This is a genomic window from uncultured Ferrimonas sp. (assembly GCF_947489035.1).
Taxonomy (GTDB): domain Bacteria; phylum Pseudomonadota; class Gammaproteobacteria; order Enterobacterales; family Shewanellaceae; genus Ferrimonas.
The window spans coordinates 56,308-77,848 of sequence record NZ_CANLCI010000001.1; the positions used below are offsets into that span (position 1 = coordinate 56,308).

18 protein-coding genes are annotated in these 21,541 nt (G+C 53.7%); 9 read left to right on the top strand and 9 right to left on the bottom strand.

Translation table 11 applies throughout. The features are described from left to right. Positions 1 to 27 precede the first annotated feature (27 nt). On the bottom strand, positions 28 to 444 hold the full coding sequence (locus tag Q0796_RS00225) for a MarR family transcriptional regulator (RefSeq protein ID WP_298439028.1): 417 nt from the start codon (positions 442 to 444) through the stop codon (positions 28 to 30). Positions 445 to 460: 16 nt separating this feature from the next. Then, positions 461 to 1,231: a sulfite exporter TauE/SafE family protein gene (locus Q0796_RS00230; RefSeq protein WP_298439030.1), complete on the bottom strand. Its 771-nt coding sequence runs from the start codon at positions 1,229 to 1,231 to the stop codon at positions 461 to 463. A 286-nt stretch (positions 1,232 to 1,517) separates the two neighbouring features. Here Q0796_RS00230 and Q0796_RS00235 point away from each other — a divergent pair, with 286 nt between their 5' ends. Beyond that, positions 1,518 to 2,024, top strand: coding sequence for a GNAT family N-acetyltransferase (locus Q0796_RS00235; RefSeq protein WP_298439032.1), 507 nt, complete (start codon positions 1,518 to 1,520; stop codon positions 2,022 to 2,024). 66 nt (positions 2,025 to 2,090) lie between these two features. Then, positions 2,091 to 3,731: an acyl-CoA dehydrogenase family protein gene (locus tag Q0796_RS00240; RefSeq protein ID WP_298439034.1), complete on the top strand. Its 1,641-nt coding sequence runs from the start codon at positions 2,091 to 2,093 to the stop codon at positions 3,729 to 3,731. 17 nt (positions 3,732 to 3,748) lie between these two features. Here the strand turns inward: Q0796_RS00240 and Q0796_RS00245 are convergent, their stop codons facing one another. Further along, complete coding sequence (locus Q0796_RS00245; RefSeq protein WP_298439036.1) at positions 3,749 to 4,348, bottom strand: NifB/NifX family molybdenum-iron cluster-binding protein; 600 nt, start codon at positions 4,346 to 4,348, stop codon at positions 3,749 to 3,751. Further along, entirely contained in the window at positions 4,323 to 4,637 is a 315-nt protein-coding gene (locus Q0796_RS00250) for a DUF134 domain-containing protein (protein ID WP_298439038.1), read from the bottom strand. Before Q0796_RS00250 ends, Q0796_RS00245 begins: the two co-directional genes overlap by 26 nt. A gap of 148 nt (positions 4,638 to 4,785) precedes the next feature. Between Q0796_RS00250 and Q0796_RS00255 the strand changes: the two genes are divergently transcribed. Then, positions 4,786 to 5,415, top strand: a complete 630-nt coding sequence (locus Q0796_RS00255; RefSeq protein WP_298439040.1) for a DUF3365 domain-containing protein — start codon at positions 4,786 to 4,788, stop codon at positions 5,413 to 5,415. Here Q0796_RS00255 and Q0796_RS00260 read toward each other — a convergent pair. Further along, a complete protein-coding gene (locus tag Q0796_RS00260; RefSeq protein WP_298439042.1) occupies positions 5,412 to 6,005 on the bottom strand; it encodes an HD domain-containing protein in 594 nt (197 codons plus the stop codon). The two genes, Q0796_RS00255 and Q0796_RS00260, sit on opposite strands and share 4 nt — an antisense overlap. A gap of 351 nt (positions 6,006 to 6,356) precedes the next feature. Here Q0796_RS00260 and Q0796_RS00265 point away from each other — a divergent pair, with 351 nt between their 5' ends. The 5 genes from Q0796_RS00265 (at position 6,357) to rpoS (ending at position 15,252) form a co-directional block, all read left to right on the top strand. After that, positions 6,357 to 10,814 (top strand): transporter substrate-binding domain-containing protein, encoded by a 4,458-nt coding sequence (locus tag Q0796_RS00265; protein WP_298439044.1) that lies wholly within the window; start codon positions 6,357 to 6,359, stop codon positions 10,812 to 10,814. 17 nt (positions 10,815 to 10,831) lie between these two features. Beyond that, the gene (locus Q0796_RS00270; RefSeq protein ID WP_298439046.1) at positions 10,832 to 12,355 is read left to right on the top strand and encodes a response regulator; all 1,524 of its coding nucleotides are present in this window, start codon (positions 10,832 to 10,834) and stop codon (positions 12,353 to 12,355) included. A gap of 277 nt (positions 12,356 to 12,632) precedes the next feature. Next, positions 12,633 to 13,376: a division plane positioning ATPase MipZ gene (locus tag Q0796_RS00275; RefSeq protein WP_298439048.1), complete on the top strand. Its 744-nt coding sequence runs from the start codon at positions 12,633 to 12,635 to the stop codon at positions 13,374 to 13,376. Next, entirely contained in the window at positions 13,354 to 13,653 is a 300-nt protein-coding gene (locus tag Q0796_RS00280; RefSeq protein ID WP_298439050.1) for a hypothetical protein, read from the top strand. The genes Q0796_RS00275 and Q0796_RS00280 overlap by 23 nt, the downstream gene beginning before the upstream one ends. A gap of 645 nt (positions 13,654 to 14,298) precedes the next feature. Then, positions 14,299 to 15,252: an RNA polymerase sigma factor RpoS gene (gene rpoS / locus Q0796_RS00285; RefSeq protein ID WP_298439052.1), complete on the top strand. Its 954-nt coding sequence runs from the start codon at positions 14,299 to 14,301 to the stop codon at positions 15,250 to 15,252. Between the two features lie 66 nt (positions 15,253 to 15,318). Here the strand turns inward: rpoS and Q0796_RS00290 are convergent, their stop codons facing one another. The 4 genes from Q0796_RS00290 to msrP form a co-directional block, all read right to left on the bottom strand. Continuing rightward, positions 15,319 to 15,675: a YibL family ribosome-associated protein gene (locus Q0796_RS00290; RefSeq protein WP_298439054.1), complete on the bottom strand. Its 357-nt coding sequence runs from the start codon at positions 15,673 to 15,675 to the stop codon at positions 15,319 to 15,321. Positions 15,676 to 15,838: 163 nt separating this feature from the next. Continuing rightward, the gene (locus Q0796_RS00295) at positions 15,839 to 17,614 is read right to left on the bottom strand and encodes a DUF885 domain-containing protein (protein ID WP_298439056.1); all 1,776 of its coding nucleotides are present in this window, start codon (positions 17,612 to 17,614) and stop codon (positions 15,839 to 15,841) included. A gap of 67 nt (positions 17,615 to 17,681) precedes the next feature. Next, a complete protein-coding gene (gene msrQ, locus Q0796_RS00300; protein WP_298439059.1) occupies positions 17,682 to 18,305 on the bottom strand; it encodes a protein-methionine-sulfoxide reductase heme-binding subunit MsrQ in 624 nt (207 codons plus the stop codon). Then, positions 18,296 to 19,300 (bottom strand): protein-methionine-sulfoxide reductase catalytic subunit MsrP, encoded by a 1,005-nt coding sequence (gene msrP, locus Q0796_RS00305; RefSeq protein WP_298439061.1) that lies wholly within the window; start codon positions 19,298 to 19,300, stop codon positions 18,296 to 18,298. The genes msrQ and msrP overlap by 10 nt, the downstream gene beginning before the upstream one ends. A gap of 316 nt (positions 19,301 to 19,616) precedes the next feature. On the opposite strand from msrP, the gene Q0796_RS00310 reads away from it, so the two are divergent. Then, a complete protein-coding gene (locus Q0796_RS00310; protein ID WP_298439063.1) occupies positions 19,617 to 21,536 on the top strand; it encodes a transglycosylase SLT domain-containing protein in 1,920 nt (639 codons plus the stop codon). Positions 21,537 to 21,541 lie beyond the last annotated feature (5 nt).

Below are 21,541 nucleotides of genomic sequence, written 5' to 3' on the forward strand. Positions count from 1 at the left end.
GGCCCGAATTACTCGGGCCCGTTATCGTTAAAACTCGTGGTTCATTTTGCTTAAACAACGCAGCAGCAGCCGCTGCTCGTCGCCATCAAGGTTGGCGCACAAATCCACCGTAAGCTGATGATGCAGCGCATCGTGTTGTTGATACATCACTTCGCCCTTAGGGGTCAGTTCCACCAAAATCGAGCGCCGATCCGATTCGTGAGGGCGGCGCCGAACCAGCTCCGCCGCCACCATCTTATCCACCTGCACCGTTAAGGTGCCGGTGGTTATCGCCATCTTTTCCGCCAGCTCCTTCATCCGCATCGCGCCGTGGATCCCCAGCAGTTCGATGGTGTGCACCTGCGATAATGACACGCCAATCTCCTTCACCACCGAGTGCTCCCACGAAGACAGTTTTTCGTAAAATTCGATGATGGCGTGGTTCAGCTGATGCAGATCGGGCATGGTTTCTCTCTAACGGTTAAACAAGGTAATCAACGACAATAGTGTAACTGCCAAAGGCGATGGTCAGCACCCCCACCGAACGCATAATCAGTGGCTCGACCCACGGTTTTTGCAATTGACGCATGGCATTGGTGGCACGGTAGATGGCGTAGATCACCGCCGCCATGCTCACCCCTGTGCCTAAGGCGTAAATCGCAAACACCGCGACCGAATTGGCGGCGCTGGCAGAATTGATGGCGTAAGAGTACATCAATGCCACCGTTGGGCAGGGCACGATCATATTCACAAAACCGATGGAAGCCAAACCCCACACCGTGGCACTGCGCTTGTTGCTGGCTTTGCTGTGGTGATGATCGTGGTGATGCTCGTGGCCGTGACCCTGGCCGTGCCCATGTTGATGGTGGGATGCGTGACTGTGCCCGTGGTTATGAGCATGCCCGTGGTCGTGGTCGTGGTCGTGGTCGTGAGAATGCAACAGGTGCGGCCGCCACAACAGGATCGCCCCCAAGCTGATGATGATCACCGCCGTCACCAGATCCGTCACCACCAAAACCTGTGGCGGCAAACCCGCAGACAACAACCCCAAGGCCAAGCCAATGGCCAAACAACCGGCAGTGGTTCCCAGAATAAAGGCGCTGGTTAAGCGAAACACTCGTTTGCCGTCGCGACTGCCCGCCACAAACGGGGCCAACACCAACCACGAATGGCCGCAGGGGTTAACCCCATGCACCAAGCCCAGCAGCAAACTGCTTTGCAACGCCAAATAAAACATCGTGTCTAACTGCATCGGTATCACTCATTTAGTTTGATTTTCAAAGAACCTTAAATTCAAGTAGTTTGACCATCAAGCTAAATTAACGGCAAATGAGAATAGTTTGAAATAGATCATAATTAGCGCCTGTTCCGATGGTTAGCTAAACAATTCCCCCCTTAATAAGTTGTTGTTGCCGCACACCGCAGCTGCCATCGGCGTTACCAACTTGCCGTTAGCGCAACATTATTTGATCTCACCCCCCTACCTACATTAACCGTTGTGACACACTGCAATTACCGCAATCAACCGGATCTGTGTCATGAACCACGTTACCGTTTCAGCGATTCAAATCGATGACATTGAACCGCTTCACGCCGCCTTAAGCGCCGTGATTTCAGAGCGAAAATTCATGCAAACCCTTGAGCCACCACCGCTGAAGAACATCAGCGACTTTGTGCGGCTCAACATTGAACAGCAACACGCCCAATTCGTTGCTTATGTGGATAACCGCTTAATTGGCTGGTGCGACATTGTGCCACACACGCCCCCTTCCCAAGCGCACATCGGTTACATGGGCATGGGGATCATTCAAGGTTATCGCGGCCAAGGGATCGGCCAACGGCTGCTACAAAGAGCGATTGAACATGCGTTTTCCCGCGGTTTAACGCGGCTTGAATTAGAGGTGTTCGCCAACAACCACGCGGCCATTGCCATGTACCAAAAGCTGGGGTTTGAAATTGAAGGGCGTAAGCGTTTTGGCCGAAAGATCGATCAGAACTACCTCGATATTTTACTGATGGCGCGCTACCACCCGTCGATAATTTAATCGTTTGGTCATTGCTTCTGACTGAAAACGCTGATTTAGTGAATAAATTCACAAGGAGGATCAGCTTTGGCCTACAGCAATAAGCACCGCACGCACCAAGTGACCAACCAGCCAACGGCGTTATCGGATTTTAATGCTTATCACAGCGATCCCATCTTGCAGCACTACGTTGCCGCCTTTGGTGGCAGCTGGGGCCAGCATCAATTAGGCCATTACGGCAAGCTGGTGGGCGGTTTATTGCAGCAAGCGGGCTTCAATGCCAATGCCAATAAGCCCGAATTTCAAAGTCACGATCGTTTTGGCCACCGCATTGATCAAATCAATTACCACCCGGATTATCACCTGCTGATGCAAAGCGCCATTGACGCCGGCCACCACAGCCTGCCGTGGCGGGATCCCCGTTGTGGCGCCCATGTGGTGCGAGCGGCAATGGAATACCTGCACACCCAAGCGGATCCCGGCAGCGGTTGCCCACTGACCATGACCTTTGCCTCGGTGCCCGCCATTAAGCACAACCCGGCACTGGCGAAGCTGTGGCTGCCAAAAATCACCGCCAACGTCTACGATCCCCGCAATCTGCCCTTTTACCAAAAACAGGGGCTGACCATTGGCATGGCGATGACCGAAAAACAGGGCGGCTCTGATGTGCGCGCCAACAGCACCAGCGCCGCCGGCCTTGGTGACATCGACGGCCTTGCCAGCTACGAATTAACCGGCCACAAATGGTTTTGCTCGGCGCCGATGTGCGATGCCTTTTTAGTGTTGGCCTACATCGGCGAGCAACTGAGCTGCTTTTTGGTGCCACGCTGGCGCCCCGACGGCAGTAAAAACCCAATCATTATTCAGCGCTTGAAAAACAAGATGGGCAACGTCTCTAACGCCTCGGCCGAGATCGAACTCTTTGCCGCCTTAGGCTGGTTGATTGGCGAGCCTGGCCGTGGGGTGAGCACCATCTTAGAGATGGTGGCATTAACCCGCTTTGATTGCATGATGGGCAGTGCCGGCCAGATGAACCAAGCGGTGCGCGAAGCCATGCACCACACCGCGGGTCGCAGCGCCTTTGGCCAGCCGTTGCAGCAACAGCCACTGATGCAAAACGTATTGGCCGATCTGGCGCTGGAAGCGGAAGCGGCCTTAGCCATTAGTCTGCGCTTAGCCGCTGCGCTGGATAACCACGAAACCGAGCTGTTTCGTTTGGGCAGCGCCATTGGCAAATATTGGATCTGCAAACGCACCCCACAGCTAAGTTACGAAGCGTTAGAGTGCGTTGGCGGGGTGGGTGTGGTGGAAGACAACGTGCTGGCACGGCTGTATCGCGATGCGCCCATCAACGCCATCTGGGAAGGCTCTGGCAATGTGCAGTGCTTGGATCTGTTGCGCGCCTGTCGCAACAATCCCGCCAGCCTTAGCGCGTTTACCCACGAAGTAACTCAAGCTCAAGGGCGCGATCCCCATTTTGATGCCGCCCTGTGCCGCTATCACGCCAGCTTGGAACGCCACTGGGATGAAGGCCAATTGCGGCAGCAGATGGAATCGATGGCGCTGCTGTGGCAGGCCGCTACTTTATTGCAATACAGCGAGCCCTGGCTGGCACAGCAGTTTTGTCTGGCTCGGCTGCAGCAGCCGTCGGCACTGATGTTTGGTGCCCTGCCGCAACAGATAGAGATGGCGCGGATCATTGCCCGCGCCACCCCGATACTCGATTAAGCCGAACTCAGCTCCTTTTAGCTTGGCCCAATCGGGCTTAACGGGCATGCGTTAAGCTTTGCCAGAGGTTGGCTCAGCAGCCGCGGCTTGCGGCTGTTGCAGCAGTTCTTTGCTGGGGTTAACTTCAGCGCCGTTGAACTGCGTGATTCTTGTGTCAGCTTAGCCCCCAGCTCAGCATGATCACTGCAACCACTGTCGCGACTGCCGCTCTCAGTGCCGCCGCAATCGCCGCCACAGTCACCAGCGCACGCGTGCGCTTTCGTGGCATGGTTGAGCGATGGTCGCCCTTGGCTGGCGTCAGTCAAGGCGATCAGGTTCGCCCCACCACGGAACAACTGAGCCAGCGCCACGCGACCACGACCAATCTTGTTCACTTGGTAACCCTGCTGCAGCAGCTGCCCCAGCATGCGCTGCCCCACATTACGGGCATAGATCTGGTTCACTTCAAACTGCTGCAGCCGTTGCCACAGCACGCCTTTGCCGCTGCAGCCCCTTTGCGCGGCGGGGTTATCGAAAGAGGCCAAGGTGTTGCCTGCGCCATCGAACACACCAAAACTCTTGGCTTTCTTAAAATGGTTGGCCACCTGGCCGTCATTCATCGGGATCGCGATGTTCATCTATTTTCCCCTCACTGGTTTCCATCATTAATGCTTTGCCGTTAGCCAAACAATCCACCACTTTGCTGCGGGCGGATTTGATGATGTTGGCCAAGGTCTGTCGGGACACTCCCATTTGTTCAGCGGCTTGCCGTTGCTGTAGCCCGTGCAAATCCACCAACCGCAATGCTTCAAATTCGTCAGGGCTAAGGGGGATCTGCTCAAGGTTTGGCATCGGGATCCCGTTGGGCTTAAAACAGCTATTGGCGGGACGGCCACACACAGTTCGAGGAATTTTAGGGCGGGACATTCGGCCTCCTATCTGGCATATGCCATTAACCATAGCGAAGTTATTGGCATATGCCAGTTATGCAGATCACAACCCACTTAATTAGATTATTCTAATTAAGTTTGTTATTGGTTACGCTAGTGACTGGCATGTCAATTAAGAGGTTTAGATGGATCTTACTGCTTCGCTAACAGCCGCGGCGCTGCTTGTGGCCACCCCGGTTGCGGCAACTGCGGCTTCAAAAACAGCGCAGGAAACAGCGCCGGAGACCAAGACAGTCGCCACACTGTCGGCAACAGGGCAACAGCAACTTGAACAGCAGGCGCAACAGCTAATCAAACAGTTTGCTGGCCAGCTAAAGCCGAAACTAAAGCAAGCATTGCAGGCTGGCAGCCCAACTCAGGCCATTTCGGTTTGTGCCCAGTCGGCACCACAGATCGCCGCACAACTGTCCCGCGACAGTGGCTGGTTAGTGCGGCGGATCAGCCATAAACCCCGCAATCCGCTGGCGACGCCGGACGACTGGGAACAACAACAGTTGCAGCAATTTGAACAACGGTTATTGGCCGGTGAGCAGGCAACAAGCGTGACCGCATCAACGCTGCAGCAGCAACACTTTCGCTATCTGCAAGCGCAGTCGGTCGCACCGATGTGTTTACCCTGTCACGGCAACCACATCGCCGCCCCAGTTCGAACCGCAGTGGCGCAGCACTACCCCAATGATCTCGCCACCGGCTATCAACTTGGCCAACTGCGGGGGGCATTCAGCTTGTCGAAGCCGCTGCTGGCAGAGGATTAGTCGTTAACCAGCCAGCCGTTACTGACCGCCAACTCAACCTGTTCACCCACGTATTGCCACAAGGCCGGCGCACTGCGCTGAAGATGGCGATTGCGCTGCAGCACCTGCGTTTTGCTGACACGGTGGCGCGCCCAACTGCCGCCATTATTGGCCATGTTTTGCAGCAGCGGTAAGATCCGATCCATCGCCTTGGCAAAGCAGGCATCGGCGCTTTGCGCCTGTTCAAACTCTTGCCACAGAGCCAGTAACGGTTGCCCCTGCGCCGCCGGTAGCAAGCCAAAGATCCGCTGAGCGGCCAACAGCTCTTGCGCCGACTGCGCCGCCATATCGACATCCGTTGCAAAGGCAAAGGTGTCGCCGGCATCCACTTCCACGATGTCGTGGATCAACAGCATTTGGATCACTCGCTCGATACTGACCTGTGCACCGGCGTAAGGACGCAACGTCTGCGCAACCAACGCAATGTGCCAACTGTGTTCGGCGCTGTTTTCAGGGCGATCGTTATCAGCCTTTACCGTGGTCTGCCGATACACCGCTTTCAGCTTTTCTAGCTCTTGCAGAAATTGCATTTGTTGGGTCAGGTTTGTCATCTTTTTCCCTTACTTTTATTATGTTTTTGTAGTCGGCAATCGCCAGTTTTTACGCGGATGTTACCCCGTGTATTTGGCCGTAAAAACCCGTGTAAGAGATCCGCTCAGAGGGCACTAAGCGGTTGACCAAACGGTGAATAAGCCTCGACCATTTGTCGCCAAAACCCCGAGTCAACTCACACTTTCTGCCGCACTTTGCCGCCATTTGGGGTTGGGATCAAGGTTCTCAGCTAGACAGCATGCGACCATACTCGCAGCTATTTTTATTGCCAACACTGAGAACCTGCCACCTTGTTGCTGCCACGAGTAAACCCCTTGCATATTGCGATTAATTTACGCGGACTTTTGGCCGTGTGTTTCAGCTGCCTGACGCTGTTGCTGCTGCAACCAGCACTGGCGCAAGAATCGGATCACATTCCCAGTATTGATCCTAACAAGCCGACGCTGCTGATCGGCTTTCCGCAGAAGCATATCGAGCCCTACGCCATTTCGGATGAACGCGGCCACATCTACGGCCTGCTGCCCTCGTTAATGCAGCTGTATGCGAAGAATGCCGGTTACAACGTGGTCTTTAAGCCCTACCCCACTTTCAGCGATGTGCTCACAGAGTTTAAAAAAGGCAAGCTAGACGTGATGGTTGGGGTAACGGCCACCATCGAACGTCAGTCTTACATGAGCTTCAGCGATCCCATCATCGCGGTGCACCGAGCGGTGATTGGCAAGCAGCGTTACGACAACTACAAAGTGCTCAATGGCAAAGCGATCTCGGCCATTGAAGGCTTTGCCGATTCCAGCTTTATTCGCAGCTATCTGCCCGAAGCGCAGATTTTCCCAGTGCCAAGCAACAAAGAGGCGATCAATTCCATCGCCTTAGGGCTTACCGACGCCCAAATTGGCGATGGCATTATGCTGTACGAACATTACTTAAACAGCCCATTCCAGAACGATGTGGAACTGTCGGTGATGACGGATCTGCCGCCAGACACCATGCACCTAGGGGTAGCGAAGAGCCGCCCCGAACTGCTTGAGCAGCTGAACCGCGCCATTTTAGTGAGCCATCAAGACAACAGCCGCGACGTAATTGTGAAACGCTGGCTAAACAGTTTTCAGCAACAGGTGTTGCAGCCGTTGAATGGCTTAAACCTCACCGATCTAGAAAAAACCTGGATTGCCCGCAATATCATGGTGCCAATTGGGGTGGCTTCCGATTGGCAACCCATCGAGTTTATTGATGAGCAGGGGCGCCACCGTGGCATTGCCGCCGACGTACTGGCCGAAGTTTCCAAAATTACCGGTTTGCAGTTCACCACCATCAGCCACCCGCTGCACAGTGAAAACTTCAAAGCGTTTCTTGATGACCAATTCCGAGTGATGTCGACCCTGTCGCCATCGCCACTGCGTTACCGCACCATGCTGTTCACCCAGCCCTTTATGAAAGAGCCTTGGGGGCTTATTGGCCGCAGCGACGAACACCAATACGATCTCTCCTTTAATGCCTTAAACCGAGACGATCTGATTGGGGTGATCCGCGATACCTACGGCACAGAAATGGCGCGGGAATACTGCGTTAACTGTTCGCTGCGCTCCTACAACAACATCACCGAGCTGCTGAGCGCCGTAAATCAAGGCGACATCGACGTGGCGGTCACCTCACTGATTTTGGCCTCTGAACAGTTACAACAGCTGTACGTGGGCGAACTGAAAGTGATCAGCAAAATTAACGACGACGCCTTTGTGCCGGTTTCATTCGCCCTGAAGAAAACCGATTCGGTGCTGCTGAGTATCCTCAACAAAGGCTTGGCGGCCATCCCTCCAAGTCGCTACAGCGCCATTGAAAAACGCTGGTTGAACACCAGCTTCGATAACGGCTTTAACCGCCGCCAAGTGCAAATTTGGGTGGGTTCCATCGCCGTGCTGGCGCTGTTTATTATTGGTGGCTTTCTATTTTGGAGCATCATGCTGCGTAAAGAGGTCAAGCGCCGTAAGCAGGTGGAATCCGAGCTGCAACAGCGGATCAAATTTGAACGGGCGCTGATCGACGCCATCCCTTTCCCGGTTTTGGTGCGCGACAGCCACGGCGAGGTGATCACCTCAAACCGAGCAGCCAGTCAGTTTTGTGAACAAGACGAACAGGCCGAACCGCTGGATCAAAATCAACAGATCGCTCGGCAACAGCTGCTGTTGTTCACTGAAGACGACAAACACATTTTTTCCGGTGGCTCAGTTGCCGCGCAGGAAAAGCAGGTTCGCTTTAACGATCAGCCGCATCATTTAATGTATTGGAAAAGCCCATTCCAAGGCCGCGGCGATGAGATTGATGGCGTGGTGACCATCGTCAACGACGTGACCGATCTGCGCCTGGCCGAACAACGCGCCAAAGAAGCAGAACAGCGGGTGCAGCATCTGGCTGATAACGTGAATGGCGCGGTGATCCAGCATGTGCAGCGCCACGACGATCCTAACGACATCCGTTTCACCTTTGTCAGCGCCGGCATTAAAGAGCTGGTCGGCCTAAGCGTGGAACACCTGCTGAACGATTCCCGCGCCTTCATGCACGTGGTGCGCGAAGACATGCGCGCCGATGTCGTGAATGCGATGCGTAACGCCACCGAATCTGGGCTGTTTTCCAACCAAGTGTGCTTGATGGTGAATGGCAAATCGAAATGGGTGCAGGTGCAAAGCCGCGTGGTACGGCAACAGCAGCACTTTGTGTGGAACTCGGTGATGACCGACATCACCGAGATCAAACAGCAGCAGCAAGAGCTGGAACAAGCACGCCAAAATGCGGTTGCCGCCACCAAAGCCAAGTCTCGCTTCTTGGCCAACATGAGCCACGAGATCCGCACTCCGATCAGCGGCATCATCAGTTTGCTGGAGATCGCCAACCAATATCCGATGCAGGATGAAGTGGCGAAAATCCAAACCAGCCTGACTCGGTCGGCCAACAACTTGCTGCACATCGTTAACGACATTTTAGATTTCTCTAAAATCGAAGCCAGCAAGCTGACCCTGAATCCAGAGCCAACCGAGATGCAATCGATGCTGGCGCGGATCACTCAGGTGCAAGCCAGCCATGCCCACATCAAGGGGTTAAAGTTCCACTATTGGTTTGCCCCGCAAATCGCTCACAAGCTGGTGTGCGACGAACTTCGCCTTGGTCAGGTGCTTAATAACTTGATCAACAATGCGATTAAGTTCACCGAAAATGGGCGCATCAGCCTTGAAGTCGACTTGATGTCGCAAACCCCACAGCAGCAAACCCTGTGCTTTACCGTGACCGACACCGGCATGGGCATCAATGCCGAATCGATGGCAACGCTGTTCAAACCGTTTGCTCAAGCCGATGAAAGCACCAGCCGTAAATTTGGTGGCACCGGCTTAGGATTAACCATCAGTAAGCAGCTGGTCGAGCAGATGGGCGGTGAAATTACCGTTAACAGCATCCCCAAAGAAGGCACTTCGTTCCAGATTACGGTGCCGCTGGCGTTGGACACCCCAACCCAAAGCCACAACCTCAGCAGCTGTCGAGTGCTGATGGTGGGCGAACCGCCACAGCAGGCTGAAATGCGCCAGTACCTGCTTAATTGGCACGCCCAAGTGCAGTGGAGCCAAATCGATAATCGCCAACAGCTGGTGCACCAGTGCCGCGAGCATGATCGCAATCAAGTGGTGATCAGCCGTAAGCAATATGAACAGTTAGAGCTGAATAACGGTTGGCTGCAACAACAGCTGCCACAGTTACGCTGTGTGGTGATTGAACACATCGGCATGTTGTCGCCGGAACCACTGGATGGCTACTGGTTGATCTCGGCCAACCCGCTGCAGCCGGAACAGCTGCTGCACGCCATCAGCGAACCAGCCGTACGGGTGCAAACCAAGTCGCTGAAGCTGGAGTTGCAACCGACGCCACAGCAAGACCGACAAGGCGCCATCGACGATGGTCGCTTGATTCTGGTCGCGGAAGATCACCCAATTAACCGTCAGGTGATCATGACCCAGCTGCAGCAGTTGGGGTATCACGCCGATGTGGTGGAAGATGGCGTTGAAGCCCTCGCCGCCTTGCAGCAACAATCCTACGGCTTGTTATTGACCGACTGCCACATGCCAAACATGGACGGCTACGCGCTCACCAAAGCCATTCGCTTAAAAGAGCACACCCAAGACAACCACCACCTGCCGATCGTGGCACTGACCGCCAACGCCATCCAAGGCGAGGACATCAAGTGCATTGAAGCGGGCATGGACGCGTACCTGTGCAAACCGGTCAGCATGGTGTTGTTGCAACAAACCATGGACTCGTGGCTGCCAAACATTCAGTCGTCGGTGATCAGCGAAATCCAAGAAGATCATCTGCTGGGCATCGATCCCGACAGCCTCAACGCCATTGAAGAGATGAACTTTGATCTGTTCGTGGATGACGAGGAAGAACTGTTAGACGCCATTGAGTTTGCCGAACCGAGCGCAGATCTCGCGCCGGAGGCAACCGATGCGATGGTGTTCGATATGGAACAAGCTCGACGGATCTTTGGTGACGACACCACCTTAGCTGCGGTGATTAAGGAGTTCCTGCAGTGCCAAAACGACGACATGCTATTGCTGCAACAAGCGATAGACGCGAACCAGCACAGCGGCGTGAAAGAGGTTGGCCACCGCATGAAAGGCGCGGCCAAGATGCTCGGTTGTGATGCCTTAGTACCGCCACTGCAACAGTTGGAACAACAGAGCCAACAGCAACACCAGTACGCCCAACCTCATCAACAGTTGCAACAGCTTATGACGCAGCTAAATCATCAGCTGCAATCGGCCTAATTGCCGTAGGACACCCCATGAAGACATTGGATAAAATGACGATTTTGGTAATGGATGACAGCCCGATCATTCGCCAATCCACTCGTCTCTTGCTAGAACAGATAGGCTTTGGCCGCGACAACATAAAATTGGTCGCCAATGCCAATCAGGCGCACAGCGCCTTCCAAAGTGAACTGTTTGATCTGTTTATTGTGGATTACAACTTAGGCGAAGGCAGCACCGGCTTGCAGTTGTTGGAACGTCTGGGCCACGCCGGATTATTGCGCCACGATCCCATCATCTTTGTGGTAACCGCTGAAAGCTCCGCCGCCGTGGTACGCAGTTTCTCTGAATTTGATCCCAGCGGCTTTATCGTTAAACCGCTGCGTGGCGATATCATTAGCCAAAGCGTGCGCCAATCCATGAACGACCGCCGTTTTGCCGCTCATGTACAGCAGCAATACCAGCAAGGTGGCGCGCCCATGGCGCTAAAATCGCTGCAGCAAGCCAGCAGTAAAAAAAGCTACAACTTGGCCATTACCCGCCTGTGCCAGCACATCAGCGACAGCGGCCAACCGCTGATCGCCATCAAGATCCTAGAAAAATTCACCGCCGTTAACGCCCACGTTAAAGCGCACCTGCTTTATGCCCAACTGCTGCTGAGCCAGCAACAGTTGGATCCGGCCGAGCGGATCCTAACGGCCCTGCTCACGAAGAACGCCAACTCTATCCCCGCACTGGATCTGCGCTGCCGCTTAGAACTGGCACGCAATCAATACGACAGCGCCAGCAAAACCCTGCAAGGGCTGCAACAGTTATCACCGCAGATCCTCACCCGACTTTACGCCCAAGTGTTATTAGGCTTAGGCTTGTGCGCCAATACCAACCAGTTGCAAAAGATCAAAGAGATCACCCTTAAAGCCAGCAACTCCGTATGGGAACGGCCTCATAAATTGGCGTTTTTAGCGTGGTCGGCGGCCCAATTACCGGAATGCGCCAGCATGTCACTGGAAACGTTGTGGGCCGAGATCACTCGCGGTCGCAAGGCGCAGCGCAGCGATGCCGCCTTTATGTCTTTTGCCGCCTGGTTTTATGCCAAGCAGCACAACTACAGCCAAGCGATCCAGTGCCTACACAGCAGCAACCAAGACATCTTTAGTAACGACAAGTTTGAGCTGCTGTTCATCAATCTGCACACCCAACAGCTGCTAGGTATGGATCACGCCATTGGCGACACCTTAGAGCGTTTAAGCCTCAGCGTGCACGACAGCAAATCGCCGTTGTTGGCCCAATTAAAAGAGCAATTGCTGCAACAGTATCAGCAGTGGCGCCCTAACGCCGACAGCATCCCGGTTGAGCAATTCGCGCAGGCCAGCGACATCCAACTGTTGCAACAGTGGCGCATCAACCGTTTCCAGCCGGATCTGGCCAACGAGCTGCAGCATCGCTTTAACAATGGCAGCCGCGCCACCAGCCCAGAGCAGAAACAAATCAAAGCCGAGGTTGAGCTGTTTATTGGCTTAACCCAAGCCACAAAAACCCGCCAAGACAGCAACGGTTAATGCTTGCTCAGATGGCGGCAACCGCCGCCATCGCCCCCCTGTTGCCCCAACGCCTGATTGAAACCCTCAGCGGATCAGCGCCTTGCCCCAGCAACGTCAAAATCCAGTGTCCTCGCCAAGAGAACGGCACCGTCATAACTTTGACTTTATTCTTTTATTAGAACAACTTAGGATATTTTTATAACCATATGTTCTAGCCCTATAACCACCAATCTGGTGGTTCCTTCATATACTGCAAGCAACGATTCAGGCGGGTGCAGCAGTACATGGAGGTACGATGATTGTATTAATTGGCGGCGAAAAAGGCGGCAGTGGCAAAAGCTGCCTAGCGCAAAACTTAGCGGTGTATCTGCAAGTGGAATGCCGCCTTGGGCTTATGGTGGTGGACTGCGATCCTCAGCGCACCACCTCTAAGTGGATCCAATCTCGCAATGAAAATAGCGCTCTCACCAAGATCAATTGCGTGCAGATGTACGGCAAAATCCGCGACGATCTGCTCAGCCTTAATAACCATTACGAGTGCATCATCATTGATTGCGGTGGCCAAGACAGCGTTGCCCTGCGCGCGGCTTTATCGGTAGCCAACTTTGCGCTGCTGCCATTGCGCCCCAAACGCCGAGATCTCCAAACCCTAGAGCATGTGGATGATTTGATCAGCAACAGCCAGATGTTCAACCCCAACTTAGAATCCGCGTTTGTGCTAACGCAGTGCCCCTCTTTACCCAATCAAGTGAAGCGAATATTAGAAGCGCGAGATGTGTGCCAATCTTGGGGGTATCGGGTGCTAAAAGGACTAACTTACCAGCGAAATATCTACGATGACTCCGAAGAAGCTGGCTGCTCAGTGTTAGAATTAGAGCCCAAAGGCAAAGCCGCGAACGAACTGCGGCAGATCTTCAACGAACTCCTTCATCAAGAGAATCAACGGGCGATCGAGATAAGCTACGCCCACAGCGCCAAGCAACTGGAGCACGAGCAGTATGGCACTAGCCGATCTTATGCGTCCGTCAGCGAACGCTAAACCGCGCGCAAGCAGCGTCGACAGTTTCATCGACGGTGCCACCCTTTATGCCGCAGGCCAGCAGTTACCCCAGCTGACGTTGGTACGCTGCAAACCACAGAAACCGATGGTGCGGGCAGGCTTTACCTTAACCGCCGAGATCCGCCGCCAATTAATAGCGCAGGCGCAGCAACAACAGCTCAGCCGCTCCAAGTTAATTCGCACCTTAATCCACCACTTTGGTGGACTCTCGCCAGCGCAACAGCGCCGGCTGATCCAACAGCATCCGATCCGTTAAGGCTTAGGGGAAGCCACGGGGCCACTTGGGGAGGTGGTCCCGATTTTTTTGCCTTTAACGCCAAATCAAGCCGCATACCCACAATCGCAAGCCCGCTCAGAAAGCCGATAAAACAAAACCAACTTTATTAAAACGATTAACCCCTTCCAGCGTTAACCCAGCCATTAACCGTCTTAATGCCTAAAAACAGCCTCAGACTGCCAGTTCTGCTTTAGCCACAGAAGCCACTATGTTGTCAGACCTGTTACATTTGCGATTTGATAAAATATTCACTTTTCATGCAAACCACTACATCTAGTATCACCCAAGTATAAACACCCAAAAATGGTGGTTTAAAACGCTCGTTTATCTTGGCCAACATTGTTAAATCCACAAAATTGACTGTTGACGATCGAATGGCAGACTCGTAGGGTGGAGTTATAGGAGCATCATCTGACCTGTCTTTAAGGGAAGGACGCTGTAAGTCACGATGATATAGCGAAAACGTTGATTAGTCGGGCATTGTATTCGACCCATAAACAACACGTTTCGCGCAAGAAGGTATTCACATATTGTGAATAATCCTTCAAATCATGTGAGGGTACGGTTGCTGCCGTTAAACAACCGCACGTATCGCATTCTTACCAGCGAGAATGGGAGAACACGATGAGCTTCGATAACACCGTTTATGACATGGAACGCAGCAACGCCGCTGCAACGTCTACTACCGCTGAACCCGCTCTGGATTCATCCGCTATCGACGAGCAAGTTAAGCAGGACTTGGTTAAGAACATTGATGCCACTCAGATGTATCTGAGCGAAATTGGGTTCTCGCCACTGCTTACTGCTGAAGAAGAAGTCTACTTTGCCCGCCGCGTACACAAAGGCTGCGCAAAATCCCGTAACCGCATGATCGAAAGTAACCTGCGCTTGGTGGTTAAAATAGCGCGCCGCTATAACAACCGCGGCTTGGCCTTACTGGATATCATCGAAGAGGGCAATCTAGGGCTTATGCACGCCGTAGAGAAGTTCGATCCAGAACGCGGCTTCCGCTTCTCGACCTACGCCACTTGGTGGATCCGCCAAAACATCGAACGCGCAATCATGAACAGCACCCGCACGATTCGGTTGCCGATCCACGTGGTGAAAGAGCTTAACCTCTACATTCGTACCGCCCGCCAGCTGGCGCAAGACGTTGACCACGAGCCAACCATTGAAGAGATTGCCGACAAAGTAGGTAAGCCGGTTGAACAGGTTAGCAAGATCTTAAAGCTGAAAGAGAAAACCGCTTCGTTAGACTCGCCATTGGCCGGCGATGCCGACAAATCGATTGTTGATTTGGTGGCCGACGAAACCGAAGTCAGCAGCAAGGTTGAACAGGACGACATGAATCAATCGGTCAGCGAGCTGCTGTTATCACTAACCGACAAAGAGAAAGAGATCATTGCTCGCCGCTTTGGCCTGTTGGGTTACGAACCAATGACCTTAGAAAAGGTTGGCAACGAAATTGGCCTGACTCGGGAACGAGTACGCCAAATCCAAACCGCCGCACTTGGCAAGTTGCGCCAAAAACTGACCAGTGAAGGCTTATCTCCCGAAAGCCTGTTTAACCTGTGTTAGCTACAAACGCGCAGACACAAAAAAGCCCCAGCATGCTGGGGCTTTTTGATTGTTGTATTTCAACAATCAGAATTTCTTGGCAGCGTAGCCGGTTACCACGCTAACGCCCATCTCACGGCCAACCGCCGTCATCGGGTGTACCACCACTAAACCACGCACCTTTTTCTTCAGCGCGCCCATATCAGCCTGCTCTGCTTTGGTCAGTTCACGGCTAAAAGGCAGGTTTTTAATTTCAGCACCTTTTTTGCTTAACTGGCGCGTGCTGGTGGTTTTTACGCTGTTGATCCGTTTGGTCAACGCTGCAACTTCCTCGTTAAACTGATCGATGATCAGCTGGTCGTTGCGTTCATGCGCCGCTTGCAGCTTACGCTTTACGGTGCTCAAACGGTTGTTCAGTTGATGGAGTTCTTGTTTCAAGTTCATGCAGGACCTACAGCGTCAATCGCCACAAGGGCGACGAAAAATAATCATTTGGACTGGCCCTAGTGTATCACTCCTTGATGTGTTCGATGGCGCAAAATCGTTGTTTGCCCCACAAAAAAGCGGTGCCTAAGCACCGCGAGTAAAGCACGCTGACGGTTCCGCCTTAGTTGCTCATCATCAAGCTGCGCACCTCTTTCACCGGCGCACTGCCATAGCTGAGGAACTGCTGGTGAAACTGCTTCAACTGGAAATCTTCGCCCTGCTGCTGTTTTAACGCTTCGCGTAAATCGTAAATTTCACGGAAACCAGAATAGTACGAGGTCAGCTGCACTTGGCTTAAAGTGGCTCGGCGCCATTTTTGCGATGCTTCGGTTTGCTGCTGGAACGCCTGATTAACCAGCAGATCCATGCCTTGCTCTTCCGTCATGCCGCGCACCTGAATGCCGTAATCCAAAATGGTGTTACAAATCACCCGCAGGTTCCATTTCCAGTACATCAGCCACAATTCGGGTTCAAAATCACCGTAACCCTGCTCGAGCATCATCCGTTCGGCGTACACGGCCCAGCCTTCGACCATGGCACCGTTACCAAACAGGCTTTTAACCAGCGACGATGACTCATTATTGGAGTACACCAGCTGCGCATAATGCCCCGGAATGGCTTCGTGAATGTTCAAGATCTGCAACACCCAGTGGTTGTATTCTCGCAGGTAGCTTTCCGCTTCTTCCGCGCCCATGTTATCCAGCGGGGTAACGTTGTAATAGGTGTTGCCGCCATTATCGTACGGCCCTGGCGCAGAGATACTGGCCCCAGCAAAGCCGCGCATGTAGGCCGGAGTTTCTCGCACCACCAAAGGTTTGGTTGGATCCAAGGTAAGCAGATCGTGTTGATTCACAAACTGCACCAGCTCTGGGATCTGCTGGCGAACTTCGCTAACAAAGTTCTCGCGCTCAACGTGCGCGGCCGACAGCTTATCGATCAATTGCCGTACCGCCAGCAACTTATCGGTTGGCATCGGCTTGCTGAAGTACTTGCTCCACAGCTGTTCGGTAATTTTTACCATCTGCTGCTGGGCTTTATCTTTGTCTTGCACCGCGCGTTGATACAACTGCTTGGCGCTCATGCCCGCCTGAATGTCTAAGGCAAACTTCTCTTCGTACAGCGTTTCGCCGATACGGAACGACCGCCCTGGTGTGGTTTCCATCTGCTGTAAGCGTTGCTCTAGGTGGGCAATGTAGCTGCTGATGGCTTGACGCGAGGCCAAGAAGCGCTGTTCGAAGTTCGCTTTATCATCAAAGCTGAGATCGGAAGCTTTGGCACGGGCCAACAGTTCTGGGCTGAACAGCTGCAACGAACCTTGGTTTTGCAAGATCCCAAGCTCGGTGTGCTCTTTGGTTGGGTTGGTTAAGTTGGTTCGGGCAATCGCATAGTATTGCGGTACGTTTTGCATCCGCTGTAATACCGCTTGCAGCACTTGCTCTTCGCTGCCCCATTGCTCTGACAACACTCGACCAAAGACCCCGCCAACGTTGTACTGCGAAGGGTTCCACTGCCAGCTTTTAAAACGGCGGATCTCCCACTCAAAGGAATCAACCAGATTCAGTAACAGCGTTTGATCGGTTTGGGTGGCGGCTGGCAGCTGCGCCTTGGGTACCGCTTGCAACTGCGCGCGCCACTTAGCGACAAACGCAAGGGTTGCTTGGCGCTCGGCCTCGTTGGGCAACGACAGCATTGGCGCAAATTCATACTTGCCTTGATACACCGCCCACTCTGGGGCTATCTGCCACAACTCATCAATAAACTGCTGGCTAAGCTGATTAAACTGCTGCGCCTGACAAGCCTGATCGCAAACCACTGCGGCCGCTTGTTGTGCTGGCTGCGATTGGCAGCCCCCCAATAGCGCCAAAGACAACGCCAGAACCACTCCGGTAGGTTTCATTCCTTGCTCCGTGGAATTTCATTAAGTGACCGGATTGTATCGGTTATCTAACAACTTGTTGAGCCAACTAGGCGCGTTTGCTGCGGGAGAATGTAACCCGTTGTAACAGTTGCCGTGGTTTCCGCCACCACAACAGCAGCACAAAGGCGCTGAAATACAGCGCAGGTTCAAGGTTGCCGGATTTCACCGACCACCAAAAATGGATTGGCCCAAGCAGCGCCACCGCATACACCCCGCGATGCAGCTTCTGCCAGCTACGGCCTAACTTGCGTTGCATCACCATCGGCGAGGTAATGGCCAGTGCCAGTAAGATCAGCAGCGCCACCATGCCCACTAAAATGTAGGGACGCTTAATGGTTTCACTCAGCAATAACGGCCAATCAAACAGCAGGTCAAAGGCGAGGAAGGCCGCGACGTGCAACAGCGCATACACAAAGCTCCAAAGCCCAATCAGCCGCCGTACCCGCACCAACCAGCCTTGCCTATACCGTTTCGCTAAGGGCGAGATCAGTAGAGTGATGGCAAGGGTATGCAAAATGCCCATGCCCAAAAAGTGAATAATGTACTGCACCGGATCGCCACCAAGGTTGCCCAGCTCAATCTGCAGATACAGCCACAGCAACGGCAAGGCGCAGCCCAGATGCAACAGCCCCTTGGTTAACCACACTTTGTGTTTGAGTGTTAATACCACTGGCGCAGATCCATCCCTTGATAAAGCGAGGCCACTTGATCGCCGTACCCATTAAAGGGTTCGGTCGGGATCCGTTTGGCCGACAGCAAACCGCCGCTGCCGATCCGCCGCTCTGTGGCTTGCGACCAACGAGGGTGGCTTACCGCCGGATTGACGTTGGCAAAGAAGCCATATTCATGATCCGCCAATTGAGTCCAAGTGGTTGGCGGCATCTTCTCTACCAAGCGAATTTTAACGATCGATTTGATGCTCTTAAAACCGTACTTCCATGGCACCACCAAGCGAATTGGTGCCCCATTTTGGGGCGCCAGTGTTTTGCCATACAAGCCCAAACTGATCAGGGTAAGATCGTTCATCGCCTCATCAAGACGCAGCCCTTCAACGTAAGGGTAATTAATGCCACCGCCAGTAAAACGACTGCGCTGCCCCGGCATCTGTTCTGGATCGTACAGGGTCTCAAACGCCACGTACTTGGCTTTACTGTTGGGTTTGGCTTGCTCAATCAGCCGCGCCAAAGGGATCCCCAACCACGGCACCACCATCGACCACGCCTCAACGCAGCGTAAGCGATAAATGCGCTCTTCTAACGGAAAGCTGTCCAAAATATTGGCCACACTCCACACCTTAGGGTTTTCAACTTCCCCTTCGATACTGAGTTGCCACGGATCGGTGATCAGCCCTTGGGCGTTTTCACTGGGATCCGTTTTCGCGGTACCAAACTCATAAAAGTTGTTATGGGTTAGTATTTTGTCTTCAGGCGTAAGCGGATCGGTAATGCCATAACGCAAGGTTTGGCTAAAGCTCAGTGGCTGGCGCGGGGCGGTGGCTGGAGCGGATTTGCCAAACCAATCCGAGAGCCCCGCTTGCACTCCCATTGGCACGCTGGCGCCAATGGCGGACAGGCCCAAGGCTTTGATGATATTGCGTCGTTGCTGAAACACCGATTCCGGAGTGACCTCACTCCGTTGAAGCTGCCACTGGGGGGATTTTTTCATGGGCGGTTCCTTACCTTACAAACTGAGGTGGCGACCGCAGGCATCGCCATTGATATTCCATTAGAAAGGGGCTTGCCGTGTTTTATTGCAGGTGGGAATGGCCTGACCACTCCTGCGTTAATTATTGCGATACTAGCGCGAGGCTGTCACTGTGCCGCAACCATGGCACCGCAGCCATCATCACCGCAACTGACTACCCTTAGGCTAGCGATGGCGTTAACGCCATGCAACCAAATGCGAACTGCGGCGGTCTGATAAGCTGATGCACGCTGACAAGCAACCATTCTCACCTACTGACACAAGGAGTGTCTCAACCGTGGCAAGGACGTTACGCCATTGGTTAGGGCTGTTATGCACTCTAACTTTATTACTTACGCCGCCAAGCGTAAGTGCCGCCTCTATTGAGCAGCAACGTGCGTGGTACGCCCAAGCGCGGGAAGCACTGCGAATGGGCAACCATAATTCTTACTTTAAATATCGGCGTAAGCTGGATGAGTACCCACTCAGCCCCTATTTGGATTACCACTTTCGCCGCAGCCAATTAAGCAAACTCAGCGCCCAACAAGCGATTGAAGTGCTGCAAGAGCTAGCCAGTACCCCGCTGTACCACCAATTTAAGCTCAGCTATTTAAGCGATCGCGGCAAACGCCGTCGCTGGCAGGATTTTCTCACCGTCAGCCCCGAGCCGCCAAAATCAGAGCGACTGCAGTGTTATTACTACCGCGCACGGTTAAGCCAAAAACAAACCGGCGAAGCCTACGCCGGGGCCAATCAGCTGTGGCTGCACGGCAAAAGCCGCGACAAAGCCTGCGATCCGCTGTTTAGCCAATGGCAGCAAGCAGGGCAACGCAGCCAATCGTTGATCTGGCAGCGCATGTTGCTGGCCTACGATGCGCGCCAATACAGCTTGCTGCGTTACCTAAATAGCTTGCTCAACCAATCCTATCGTCAGCAGGGGGATCTGCTTACCCGGCTGTACAAACACCCGCAAGAGTTGCGGCTGCGCCCCGCGTTAGCCAACACCGAAGCAGGTCAGCAAATTGTGCTGCGTTCCCTGAAAAAATTAGCTCGCAGCAAACCTCAAAGCGCTTGGCGACAATGGCAAAAATGGCAGCCTCATTTAAGCGACGACAATCGCCGCAGCAGCGCCCGCACCCAGCTGTATCGCAGCTTGCTAGACAACTACTGGACCCCATCCCATACGGCGGTGTTAGCGCAATATGGCACCGACAAACTGAAACAACAGCGGCTCCGGCAAACCATCTTTAGCAGCGATTGGGACAGCACCGACTATTGGTTAAACCAGCTATCAGAGAAAGCCAAAAACAACAGCGAATGGCTGTTCTGGCGCGGCTATGTTGCCCTGCACCATCACGGCGTACAAACCGCAACGGCGATCTGGCGACCGCTGGCACAACGGCGCAACTACTACGGCTTTATGGCAGCCCAGCAGCTGGGACAAAACTACGCCATGCAGCGACAACTGCCAGCCTTTAAACGCAGCGATAACGATGCCGTGCGGCAGCACCCTGCGTTCGCTCGCATCCAAGAGTTGATGGCATTGAATAAACATCACGACGCCAAACAAGAGCAGCGCTGGTTGCTGAAACGATTATCGCAACCAGAGCAAGCCGCGCTGCTGGCGATCACCCACGACAAACAGTGGCACTTTCTGACCGTAGCGGGCACCATTCAAACCAAAATGTGGAACGCACTGGATTGGCGCTTTCCCACCGCCTACGGCGAGCACTTTCTGAAGTTTGCCGAACTGCGCCATTTAGACATGGCTTTACTGCAAGCGGTTGCTCGACGAGAAAGTGCGCTCTACCCCGCCGCCAAATCGTCTGCCAACGCCCACGGTTTGATGCAGTTGCTGCCCACCACGGCCAAAGCCACCGCCAAAAAGATTGGCGTGCCCTATCGCAAGGTGAAGGATCTCTACCAACCCAAGCGCAACATTCAGCTGGGCTCGGCCTATTATCGGCAGCTGTATCACCAATATGGTCAAAACCGGCTGCTGGCCAGTGCCGCCTATAATGCCGGCCCTCATCGCGTCAAACAGTGGCTGAAACGCTCCCAAGGCAACCTGACTGCCGCGCAGTTTGTGGCGACCATTCCGTATAAAGAAACCCGAGAATATGTCGAGGCGATCTTGAGCTATCAGCTGATCTACGCCACCTTAGATCAACGCACCATACCGCTGATGACCGACAGCGAACGAAATCGGCGCTACTAAGCCGT